Origin of the sequence: Dysgonomonas massiliensis (assembly GCF_900240225.1) — a bacterium.
In the GTDB taxonomy this organism is placed as follows: domain Bacteria; phylum Bacteroidota; class Bacteroidia; order Bacteroidales; family Dysgonomonadaceae; genus Dysgonomonas; species Dysgonomonas massiliensis.
This window is the reverse complement of record NZ_OEPV01000008.1, coordinates 215,658-227,447: the sequence shown is the minus strand read 5'-3', so window position 1 is coordinate 227,447 and position 11,790 is coordinate 215,658. Positions and strand designations below refer to the sequence as shown.

Genomic DNA, 11,790 nt, shown 5'->3' with positions numbered 1-11,790 from the left:
CCACCTCTTCCCATTCCGAACAGAGAAGTTAAGCCCAATAGCGTCGATGGTACTGCCCTACAGGTGGGAGAGTAGATAGCCGCCAATTTTACCTGAGGAGGTCATTAGTTTATACTAGTGACCTCCTATTTTTTGGGGTAGATATATCCAGAGATATAACCATAGTTAATCTGGGGAATGATTTGTTCTCTAAATGATAATAACAGTAGTACTAATTTTATAGTTACACAATAATCATAGAATTAAATTATTCAGCTGTATGAATAAAACCTTAGTTAAAGCAGAATTTATATGGTGTAAAAAGTCTTTAAATTCTATATAAGATACTCTTAAGTGAATGATATATTATCATGATATAATATATTTTAATATCATGGTTGATTGTATGATATCTTTATTATATGTACTGTTTTTTCTATGTTTTATAATTTATTAGAGTTTGATTATTGTTGCTTAGAATAAAAAAATAAGGCTATCCAATTTAGATAGCCTTATTTTTATTAATTCGTTTGTTATTAGTAGCGAGAACCAACTACATTCCAATCAATAATTTTCCAAAGTTCATTGATATGATCTGCACGGCGATTTTCATAATCTAAGTAATATGAGTGTTCCCAAACATCAAATCCTAGCAGTGGAGTAAGTCCTTTAGTTAGTGGATTTCCTGCATTAGATTCTTTGTGAATAGAAAGTTTACCTTCTGCATCTTTAGCTAACCAAGCCCATCCTGATCCAAAAACACTTACTGCTGCTGCAGAAAATTCTTTTTTGAAATCTTCGAATGAACCAAATTGAGCTTTGATTGCTTCTGCTAATTTTCCTGTAGGCTCACCTCCACCTTTTGGAGAGAATGATAGAAAATATATATTATGATTCAATGTTTGTCCTGCATTGTTAAAAATAGCACCATCACTTTCTTTAACGATTGTCTCAAGATCAGCATTTTCAAATTTAGTACCTTGGATTAGGTTATTAAGATTTGTAATATATGTTTGTAAATGCTTACCGTGATGTAGTTCTATAGTTCTTTTACTGATAACTGGTTCTAGTTCATTTGTTGCGTATGGCAACACAGGTAATTCAAATTTCATAGCTTTTTCTTTTTTAATGTTTGTACTTTCACTTTTATCTTCTTTTTGGTCTGCTTTGCATATAAATGTAAATGATGCAAGTAGAAGGGACATTCCAATGATTAAACTTTTCCTCATATATTTGAGATTTAATTAGTAATCCGATGCCTCGAGAATTATTTTCAAACCCTCTACACAAATTTACTAAAGCTTTCGAAGAAATGCTAACTATATAACAAATAAAAACATAGAATGTTTTGAAGCTATATTGACAAAATTTATTTAGTGTGAATGATGTAATAATTAATACTTCTCTATATTTTGAAAATGATTACCTTTGTTGATATATTTAAAATGCATAGTATGATATTCTTAGATCCTTCATCGATATTGTCAGATATAATTAATGGGTATCACCAGTTAATTCCAGTTGTAAATCGCTTTGGAGTTAAGATGGGGGTAGGAGATAAGACTATTGCTGAGATTTGTGCAGAATATGATATTAATACTGATTTCTTTTTAGTTATTCTAAATACTTATCTTAACGAGGAGTACTTTCCTGAAAAGAAACTCCAAAAATTTGGTCTAGACCTTGTTGTTAATTACCTGAACGAGTCCGATAATTACATACATAAAGCACAGCTCTATAATCTGGAAAAGCATCTTAATGCTTTTATTACTATGAGCGATCCATCAAACAATCAGTTCAAATTGATACGTAGGTTATTCATGCATTTTAAAGATGAGATGAATAAATTAGCTGAGCAAACTCTTGTTACTGATATGGATACAGCTATTGAGCTATTGCATGATATGAAGAATATCTTCATTAAGCATATATCCGGAACTTTCAATGAGAATATGTGCTATGCTGTAATATTCACGATAGATAGTATTGAGAGAGATCTGGAAAAACATAATCGGATACGCAGTAAAGTTTTGATCCCGATGATCGATGATCTAAAGAAATCAGGTGTTGAAGATTGGCAAGAATTATTAACTCAGGAAGTGAAAGTAGATGAGACTCATCATGCTATTTCGCAGAGAGAATTAGATGTACTGCGCTTAGTCGCTTTAGGATATTTGAATAAAGAGATAGCTGATAAACTTAATATTAGTTTGAATACAGTATTATCGCACAGAAAGAATATAACGGCTAAACTGGGAATAAAGACAGTGTCAGGACTTATATTTTACTGTATAACACATGGGCATATATCGGCTGATGAGATTGAACTATAATAAGAAGAGCTAGTTATTAACTAGCTCTTCTTATTTGCTTTATGAATTATTTTAGCTCACTTGCAGCCTCTTCGTCTAAGAACCAATATAAGTAGCCATTAGTTGGCTCAACGCGAGCAGCCGGATACTTTTTAGTAAATAGCTCTCTATCTTTTATTATTTCCTTAACTTTCGAAGCTTTATTTTTGCCAGTAACAAGAAAAACGACATACTGGGCATTATTTACTACACGACCGGTAATGCTAATACGCTTCATTTTGCTAGTTGGGTGTTCAGCAACGACACATGTTCTTTTCTCATCCCACAGCTTCATCTGATGTGGAAATATAGAGACTGTATGGCCATCGTCGCCTAAGCCTAGCATGACAATTTCGAAACATGGAACATTATTTCTCTGAAGCAGTTTACGTTCCAATATTTGACTGTATCGTTCAGCTTCTTCATCTGGCTCATTCTCGCCATGGATACGGCGTACATTTTTGGGCTGAATCGCATCAATTTTATTGAATAGATGATCGCGAGTCATTCCATAGTTGTTCATCTCATTTTCAGGTGGTACACAACGTTCGTCACCCCAAAAGAATTTGATACGTTCCCATGGAATTGATGTTTGACAGTTCTCAGCCCAATAATCAAATATTGCCTTAGGTGTAGTTCCGCCTGATAAAGCAATATTAATTGTTGGATAGACAGATAGCAGATGTTGTAATAGCTCCGTAAATCCTTGGCTAAGAGATGCTGGATCTTTATAAATTTTTATTTCCTCTTTCATCATTTAGTATATATCGATTATTATAAATTTATAGCTCACAATAGATACCATCATCTGCTAGATTCTTGCAAGGATATCTCCATGTCATTTGGTCTCCTTCTATCAGATCATCAGCACAATCTGGTCCCCAAGAACCAGCCGGATAACCATATAGTGGAACATCCGGATTATTTTCCCAATGATTCAAAATCGGCTGAACATATTTCCAAGTAGCCTCCAAAGCATCACCACGAATATATAGAGTTGAATCTCCTGCCATACAGTCTAACAGAAGTCTTTCGTATGCTTCAGGAACATAAGTACCCTTCAGATCCGAATAATGGAAATCGATGTTAACATTCTGAACTTGATAACCACGACCTGGAACTTTCATTCCTGTTTTTAGCAAGATACCTTCATCAGGTTGGATACGCAGAATAAGTAAATTACCATCGTTACAGAACTCTTTATTCTCTATAAATAAACTCTGTGGAGTAGGTTTGAAGTGAATAACTATCTCCGAAACTCTGGTAGGTAATCTCTTTCCTGTTCTAAGATAGAATGGAACTCCACCCCAGCGCCAGTTGTCAATATATGTTTTCATCGCAAAATAGGTTTCGGTACGAGATTCAGTATCTACGCCTTTTTCTTCGCGATAACCAAGCATATGCTTGCCTCTTACATTCGATTCGGTGTATTGTCCTCGGATGATATTATTCTCTAAATCTTCTTGAGTGAATGGGCGAAGTGCTTGGAATACTTTCATCTTTTCGTTACGTACAGATACTGAGTCGATTGCCATTGGCGGTTCCATTGCAACTAATGCAAGGAGTTGTAAAAGGTGATTCTGTACCATATCGCGCATAGCACCTGCATGGTCATAATAGCTACCTCTGTTTTCAACACCTATGCTTTCGGCAGCAGTGATTTCCACATGGTGAATATAATTACGATTCCATAGAGGTTCATATATGCTATTTGCAAAACGAGTCACGAAGATATTCTGAGCAGTCTCTTTACCAAGATAGTGGTCGATACGATAGATTTGCTCTTCTTCGTAGTCGTTAAGAAGTGAAATGTTAAGAGCTTTAGCCGATTCAAGATCTGTACCGAATGGTTTTTCGATAATGATTCGTTTGAAGCCATCGTCTTCTTTATTCAAACCTTGTTGTGCCAAGTATTTTGGTATAACCGGATACATGGCAGGTGGGGTAGATAGATAGAAAATATAATTGTTCGGAATATTCTCACTAGCACTCAATTTATCTAAACGATCTTTGAGTATAGAATAATCTTCTGCTACATCGGTATGTATCGATTGATAGAATACCTTTTTCGAAAAGATTTCCAGTGATTCGTCCGATGCATCTTTTCCTGCTTTTGCAAATTGTCTGATTCCGTCTTTCATCTTATCGCGGAACGAGTCATCAGAAAGGGGACTACGAGCTACACCCAAAACAGCAAAGTGTTTGGGTAACGAATTTGTATTGTATAAGTCAAACAGAGCCGGTACGAGTTTACGATATGTTAAGTCGCCCGAAGCCCCGAAAATGACTAATAATTGGTCTTTTATATTTATAGAACTCATTGAGTCTCTGTTTTTAGTTTCATTCGATAGTCATACAATCTAAAACTATCGTCAGGGATTACTCTTTGTCTTTTGTGTAAATGTGCAAAAAGCTTGTTATGTGTATGTTATCTATTAAAAAGTAACACTTGTGTACAGATAACAAGCTTTTTTATTATTGTTACAAATCTATTCTTAATCTATTGAAAATAATATAGATAAACTAATAGAAATGTAATTGTATGGTTACTCGATATTATTTATCGTTTAGTCTTTTTTGATCGCGTGACCGCCAAATTGGTTACGCATAGCAGCCAACATCTTCATTGCGAATGACGACTCTTGACGAGACTCGAAACGAGTGAATAATGATGCTGTAATTACGTGTGCCGGAACATCAAAGTCGATAGCTGTTTGTACAGTCCAACGTCCTTCCCCACTGTCAGCAACATAATCTTTGATACCATCAAGATTTTCGTTTCCTTCCAATGCGTTACCTATAAGTTCTAGTAACCATGAACGAACTACTGATCCGTGCATCCATGTACGTGACACTTTTTCAAGGTCGATATCGTATGGAGAGCTTTTAAGAATTTCGAAGCCTTCAGCATAAGCTTGCATCATACCATACTCGATACCATTGTGTACCATTTTTACCATATGGCCTGATCCGCTTCCACCGCAATAGATGTATCCATCTTTAGGAGCTAAAGCCTTGAAGATAGGCTCTACGTAATCGCAAGCTTCTTTTTCTCCGCCGTACATCAAGCAGTATCCGTTTTGAAGTCCCCAAACGCCACCACTAGTACCACAGTCTAGGTATACCATACCTTTTTCTTGTACTTTTTTACTGCGTTCTACTGTTTCGCGCCAGTAGCTGTTACCACCATCAATAATTATGTCATTTGGATTCAAAAGACCTAGTAGTTCATCAATATTGTCATCTACAGGTTTTCCTGCAGGAACCATCAACCATACGATTTTGCGGCCTTCAAGCTTGCTTACAAGATCTTTCAGACCAGTCGATCCGATAGCACCTTTAGCTACAGCATCGTCTATTTTGGGTTGCGATGGGTTCGATACTACTACTTCATGTCCTTTCAATAATAGGCGTTCTACCATTTTACCGCCCATTTTTCCTAATCCTACAAATCCGATTTTCATAATTTCTGATGTTTTAATATTATATTGTTTTTTATTTTGCAAATAATAAGATTGACACTTAAATATACATACGAAGTTACTATTTATCCTCCAAATTTCAGCTATATATCACCGCTATATAACAGTAAAATCTTATAAGTTTTCAATAGACAGATGTTTAAGATAGCCCGATTGCTTATAAATTTATTCTATAATATATTTGAGTTCCGGTAAATACAAATGATCTGTCATTTCTTATTTGAGATATTTTATTCCAAGCTTTCTTTAGTAAGTGTAATTTCACAGAGCGTAACATTGTTCTTATCTATGTAAGTATATTTTAGAATAGCTTTGGCATTCAATATTTTTTTGATTTCGGGATTGAATTTGGCTTGTTCTGTAAGAGAGGTCTGCATGTTTTGAGCAAAGTTTTCATTTATATCTTTTCTCTCCATATTTACAATGTATGTATAAGCTAAAGTATTGTTCGCCTCTAACTCAATATCTGAAAGTGTAGTTATTTCATCAATTTGCATTGGTAAAATGGATTTCATATTGTTTGCTAATTGCTCTAGCATTTCACCGATTTCGTTTTCATCAAATGAACCGATAATACCTACGCTATTTTTGTCGATAGGCTTATTGTAATCATCTGGTGTTATTACGATCTCAGCTAATAATTCCCCTTTAGCGTCATGATATACATATGTGAATGTTACGCCATAATCTTTAGCTTTTTTCAAATCCTCTGATGTTTGAACTGTATATATCAGACCGGGTTCTGTCATTTTTTTGAATGCTTCGGCATCGTAGAAGTTTGCATCTACATGAATCATTGAGGCATATGTTTTCAATGTAATTCTATCAGCAACTTTACAGCTATCTAGCCTTATTTCAGGACTCAATTGTTTCGGACAATCTTTGTTTATCTTTTCAACTTCGATCATCAGAAATCGTTTTGTCATGATATCTTTTATATCATTACATTGAGTGAAGTATAGTAAGATTGCGAGTGGGATAAATAATTTTAGAAAAGTTGATTGAAATTTATTCATGTCTAATTATATGTTGTTTTGTTAGATTAAAGGTAAGGTTTATTTTAGAATATATAGATAGACTTTAAATAAAAGAAGCTGTATCGTGACACGATACAGCTTCTTTTTATTCGCTGAAATTATAGATTTATTTATTTTGTATTCAGATCAACGGCATAATATCTACGACTTCCATTGCTGTTAATACCTTTAATAAATAATACTTTGTCCTTACCAGCACCTGCATTCTGAATGATCTTCTCAACATCCTTCACAGAACTTACCGGATAATCATTTATCTCAAGTATAATAAATCCTTTAGTAATACCTGCTTCGCTGAATTTACCATCACGATCCATTCCTGCAACTTCTACACCCGAGCGTAGACCTAGATCTTTCTTTTTCTCATCACTTAGATCCATAAATGCAGCTCCAACAACCGAAAGTGCGTCAGTTTTCTTAACTATAGATGTACTTCCTTCGCTATTTTTCAGTGTTACATCAATTTTCTTTTCCGAATTGTTTCTAACTACAACAACCTTAACTTTATCACCCGGACGATGACGATTCACTTGGTCTTGTAGTTGACTAACAGTTTTAACTTTCACATCATTGATAGATACGATAACATCCCCAGCTTGTACACCAGCTTGTTTGGCAGGGCTTTGTTCTGCAAAATCAGCAACATAAACACCATCATTGATTTTTATGCCTTTAGTTTTTTCAGGATCAGCTTCCTTGGCGATAGCTAAATCTTGAATGATCACACCTAGAATAGCACGTTGTACTGTACCATACTCTTTGATGTCTGCTACAACCTTACCTGCTATAGATACTGGAACAGCAAATCCATAACCGGCAAAATCGCCAGTTTTAGAATAGATAGCCGTATTGATACCGATCAATTGACCATTAATGTTTACAAGTGCACCTCCACTGTTTCCACTATTGATAGCAGCATCAGTCTGGATGTATGATTGGATAGACTCTTGTCCTCCGCCAATACCTCCACGACCTTTAGCACTTACTATACCAGCAGTAACGGTTGATGTTAAGTTAAACGGATTACCTACGGCAAGAACCCATTCTCCGACTTTCAATTCGTCAGAGTTACCGAAAGGAATGTATGGCAAATCTTTGGCATCAACTTTCAAAAGAGCGATGTCCGTTTGAGGATCAGTTCCAAGAAGTTTAGCTGTAAATTTACGATTGTCGTTAAGTGTTACTTCGATCTCGTCAGCTTTATCTATCACGTGATTATTCGTAATAATATAACCATCGGCCGAAATAATAACCCCTGAGCCAAAACCTACACGAGGCTGCATACTACGGCCTTGATTGCCACCTCCACCGAATGGATCACCAAAGAAGAAATCGAAAGGGCTTACCATCTGAGGTTGTCTGCTCGATTCGCTTCCTTTAGCTACCGATTTAATATGAACTACCCCGTGAATAGAATTTTCGGCCGCTTTTGTGAAATCAGGGAAACCTGCTTCAGAAAGACTTGCCAAATGAACGTTCTGTTGCTTGAAAGCATTGCCAAAACCACTAACATCACCAGATGAGTAATTCTTGTTGCTCTCTAAATAATTATAGGTACCAATTGTGGCGCCAACGCTTATTGCTGCTACCAACAAGCCAGCTGAAATAGTTTTAATAATCTTATTCATACACAATTTCTATTTTAATTTATTTGTTTTTAATCTGTGTTTTGTTCTATTGTAAATTTATATACAAAATCTGTTCTTCTTATATAAAGGTAGTCTATTTTTTAACACTTTTAACCGAGCCAATTTTCTTTATTCTAATTTTAACAAAATATACTGCCATTTTGACTGAATTATTAAAAATATTGACATGTCAATCTGTAGTTGCCTTAAAAATAGTAACTTCGCCGATCAGCAAAAGGATAGGAAATGGGCATATATATAATTGTAGTTATAGCCATTTATTTTGGATTATTGTTTCTCATATCGCATCTTACGAGTAAAAATTCGGATAATGAAACATTTTTCTTGGCTAACAGAAAGTCTCCTTGGTACGTTGTGGCCATAGGTATGATTGGAGCATCCATATCTGGGGTAACATTCGTTTCTGTTCCAGGGATGGTTGGTAAGATAGATATGACCTATATGCAGATGGTTTTAGGATTTATTCCCGGATATCTCATTGTTGCATATGTGCTGCTGCCTTTGTATTATCGATTGAATATTACCACAATATATAGTTACTTAGGGCAACGATTCGGAGAAAGGTCTCATAAAACGGGTTCGTCATTTTTTATTCTGTCCCGTATCATTGGGTCGGCATCAAAGCTGTATCTAGTTGCTCTGATTTTACAGACTTTCGTTTTTAATCAATGGAATATACCATTGTATGTAACAGTGACGGGCATTATAGCTCTTATTTGGCTATATACATATCGAAGTGGAATAAAAACAATCGTTTGGACTGATGCTCTACAAACTCTGTGTCTGGTACTAGCTCTGATAATGATTATATATCATGTAGTATCTGAATTGAACTTTGGAGTGGGAGAGACTGTTTCTGCCGTTTTGGAAAGCGAACATTCTCGAATATTTGTCTTTGATAATTGGACTTCGAAGCAGAATTTCTTTAAACAATTTATTAGTGGTGTTCTGATTGTTGTAGTGATGACTGGCTTGGATCAGGATATGATGCAAAAGAATCTGACTTGTCGTACACTGAAAGACGCTCAGAAAAATATGATAAGCTATGGCTTTGCTTTTGCTCCTCTTAATTACTCGTTTTTGGCTTTAGGTATACTCTTACTCGTTTTTGCTTCAGTCAAAGGAATCGCTCTGCCAAGTAATACGGATGAGATATTACCATACTTGGCTACCGAATATTTAGGTTTGCCGGTATTGATCTGTTTTACAGTAGGAATCATTGCGGCCTCATTTTCGAATGCCGATTCTGCTTTGGCATCATTGACTACGTCAGTTTGTGTCGATCTGTTGAAAGTTAATAAAAAAGATAAAAGACATGCAGAGAAGATGAGAACACGAGTGCATTTGTTGATGAGTTTGATATTTATCCTGACTATTTTACTTATTGATTATATTGGGCAGAATAATATATTGGATACTATCTACAAAGCTGCTTCTTATACCTATGGGCCACTTTTAGGTTTGTTCTTTGTTGGCCTGTTTACTAAGTGGATACCATTCGATAGATATGTACCTTATATATGCGTAATGTCGCCTATTCTTAGTTTCGTACTAGAATTTATACTGAAAACATTTTGCAGTTATAGTGTAGGGTATGAAATTTTATTATTCAATGGAATTCTCACAATCTTAGGTCTGTATTTGATTTCATTAAAGAATCGAACAGAGTGGGGACATCTTAAAAAACAACATTAAGATTCGTTTTTCTCTTTTTTTATATTAATTTTGCACACTGAATATAATATTGTGCAATAATAATATGGCTATTAATAAAACTCGTAATCTGCTCATAGATGTCGCACGTCAGCTTTTTGCTAAGCTTGGCGTGGAGAATACGACTATGAACGATATAGCCATGGCTTCGCACAAAGGAAGACGTACTCTGTATACTTATTTTAATAATAAAAACGAAGTTTTTCAGGCTGTTCTGGAATCAGAATTAGAGCAGATGCATGCTGCTTTGCAAGAAGTTGCAAACAAGGATTTGCCGGCTGATGAAAAACTGTTGTTGTTTTTTAAAACACGTTTTGATATTGTAAAAAAAGTAGTCGCAAGAAACGGGACGCTGAAAGCAGATTTCTTTCGTGATATCTGGCGTGTACAGAATGCACGAAAAGCATACGATAAAAAAGAAATATTGGTAATTAAAGAAATACTGGACAAAGGTGTAGAGAGTGGCGTTTTTGAAATGCCGGATACACAATCCATTGCTGGTATATTGCATCATGCCCTTAAAGGATTGGAGTTGCCATATATCAGAGGTAAGTATAACTCGTCAGAAGAAAGTGCTACGAATCCTGAGAATATAGCATTTCTTATTTACGAAGGTATACGCAAAAAGAAAAAAGAAGAAAATTGAAATCATTAAAATCAAACTAGATTATGGGATTACTACAAGGTAAAACAGCTGTCATCACTGGTGCAGCAAGAGGAATAGGAAAAGCTATTGCTCTTAAATATGCTCAAGAAGGAGCAAATGTTGCTTTTACAGACTTGTCAATAGACGATAATGCTAAAGCTACCGAGGCTGAAATTGCAGCTTTTGGTGTTAAAGCAAAAGGTTATGCATCTAATGCTGCTGATTTTGAAGATACACATAAAGTTGTAGAACAAATTCTTGCCGATTTTGGAAGCATCGATATTCTTGTAAATAATGCAGGTATCACACGCGATGGTCTTATGATGCGTATGACCGAACAACAATGGGATATGGTTATCAATATTAACCTGAAATCAGCTTTCAATTTCATCCATGCGGTTACACCTATCATGATGAAACAAAAAGGAGGAAGCATTATCAATATGAGTTCGGTTGTAGGTTTGTCAGGTAATGCCGGTCAAACAAACTACTCAGCATCTAAAGCTGGTATGATTGGTTTAGCAAAATCTATCGCAAAAGAAGTAGGATCACGCGGAATCAGAGCTAACTGTATTTGTCCGGGATTCATCATTACAGATATGACCGGTGCATTATCAGAAGATGTGAAGAAAAAATGGGCAGAACAAATTCCACTTCGTCGTGGAGGTACACCTGAAGATGTTGCTAATGTTGCTGTATTCTTAGGCTCTGATCTTTCGTCATATGTATCTGGACAAGCAATTCCAGTATGTGGCGGTATGAATATGTAATTAGAAGATTATAAATAAGAAAGCCTTTCGTACTTTTCGAAAGGCTTTTTCTGTTTTTTGAGAAGTAGGGGTGGTAGGGTAGTATATTTTTACCTAAAAAATATTATCTTTGTACTCGAAATAAAAGCTAAATAACTGTTTGAATACATTGAGTTTTGCTAGT

At 35.4% G+C, this 11,790-nt stretch carries 10 protein-coding genes and 1 rRNA gene; 5 read left to right on the top strand and 6 right to left on the bottom strand.

Going from position 1 to position 11,790, the window contains the following annotated elements; translation table 11 throughout:
• A 5S ribosomal RNA gene (gene rrf, locus C1A06_RS10090) occupies positions 1-88 on the top strand; the annotation flags it as partial.
• Positions 89-515: 427 nt separating this feature from the next.
• Here rrf and C1A06_RS10085 read toward each other — a convergent pair.
• The gene (locus C1A06_RS10085) at positions 516-1,091 is read right to left on the bottom strand and encodes a superoxide dismutase (RefSeq protein ID WP_101690146.1); all 576 of its coding nucleotides are present in this window, start codon (positions 1,089-1,091) and stop codon (positions 516-518) included.
• 342 nt (positions 1,092-1,433) lie between these two features.
• On the opposite strand from C1A06_RS10085, the gene C1A06_RS10080 reads away from it, so the two are divergent.
• On the top strand, positions 1,434-2,312 hold the full coding sequence (locus C1A06_RS10080; RefSeq protein ID WP_101690136.1) for a helix-turn-helix domain-containing protein: 879 nt from the start codon (positions 1,434-1,436) through the stop codon (positions 2,310-2,312).
• Positions 2,313-2,358: 46 nt separating this feature from the next.
• Here the strand turns inward: C1A06_RS10080 and pgl are convergent, their stop codons facing one another.
• From pgl to C1A06_RS10055, 5 genes are all read right to left on the bottom strand, one after another.
• A complete protein-coding gene (pgl, locus tag C1A06_RS10075; RefSeq protein ID WP_101690135.1) occupies positions 2,359-3,087 on the bottom strand; it encodes a 6-phosphogluconolactonase in 729 nt (242 codons plus the stop codon).
• 25 nt (positions 3,088-3,112) lie between these two features.
• Positions 3,113-4,651: a glucose-6-phosphate dehydrogenase gene (gene zwf / locus C1A06_RS10070; RefSeq protein ID WP_101690134.1), complete on the bottom strand. Its 1,539-nt coding sequence runs from the start codon at positions 4,649-4,651 to the stop codon at positions 3,113-3,115.
• 246 nt (positions 4,652-4,897) lie between these two features.
• On the bottom strand, positions 4,898-5,794 hold the full coding sequence (gnd, locus tag C1A06_RS10065; RefSeq protein WP_101690145.1) for a phosphogluconate dehydrogenase (NAD(+)-dependent, decarboxylating): 897 nt from the start codon (positions 5,792-5,794) through the stop codon (positions 4,898-4,900).
• 248 nt (positions 5,795-6,042) lie between these two features.
• Positions 6,043-6,738, bottom strand: coding sequence for a DUF8479 domain-containing protein (locus C1A06_RS10060; protein WP_101690133.1), 696 nt, complete (start codon positions 6,736-6,738; stop codon positions 6,043-6,045).
• A gap of 221 nt (positions 6,739-6,959) precedes the next feature.
• Complete coding sequence (locus C1A06_RS10055) at positions 6,960-8,477, bottom strand: Do family serine endopeptidase (protein WP_101690132.1); 1,518 nt, start codon at positions 8,475-8,477, stop codon at positions 6,960-6,962.
• Positions 8,478-8,723: 246 nt separating this feature from the next.
• Between C1A06_RS10055 and C1A06_RS10050 the strand changes: the two genes are divergently transcribed.
• The 3 genes from C1A06_RS10050 to fabG all read left to right on the top strand — a co-directional run bounded on the left by C1A06_RS10050 (position 8,724) and on the right by fabG (position 11,627).
• The gene (locus C1A06_RS10050; RefSeq protein ID WP_101690131.1) at positions 8,724-10,193 is read left to right on the top strand and encodes a sodium:solute symporter; all 1,470 of its coding nucleotides are present in this window, start codon (positions 8,724-8,726) and stop codon (positions 10,191-10,193) included.
• 64 nt (positions 10,194-10,257) lie between these two features.
• Positions 10,258-10,857 carry a TetR/AcrR family transcriptional regulator gene (locus C1A06_RS10045; RefSeq protein ID WP_101690130.1) on the top strand — a complete coding sequence of 200 codons (600 nt, stop codon included), beginning with the start codon at positions 10,258-10,260 and terminating at the stop codon, positions 10,855-10,857.
• A gap of 23 nt (positions 10,858-10,880) precedes the next feature.
• Positions 10,881-11,627, top strand: a complete 747-nt coding sequence (gene fabG / locus C1A06_RS10040) for a 3-oxoacyl-[acyl-carrier-protein] reductase (RefSeq protein ID WP_101690129.1) — start codon at positions 10,881-10,883, stop codon at positions 11,625-11,627.
• The last annotated feature ends 163 nt before the right edge of the window (positions 11,628-11,790 follow it).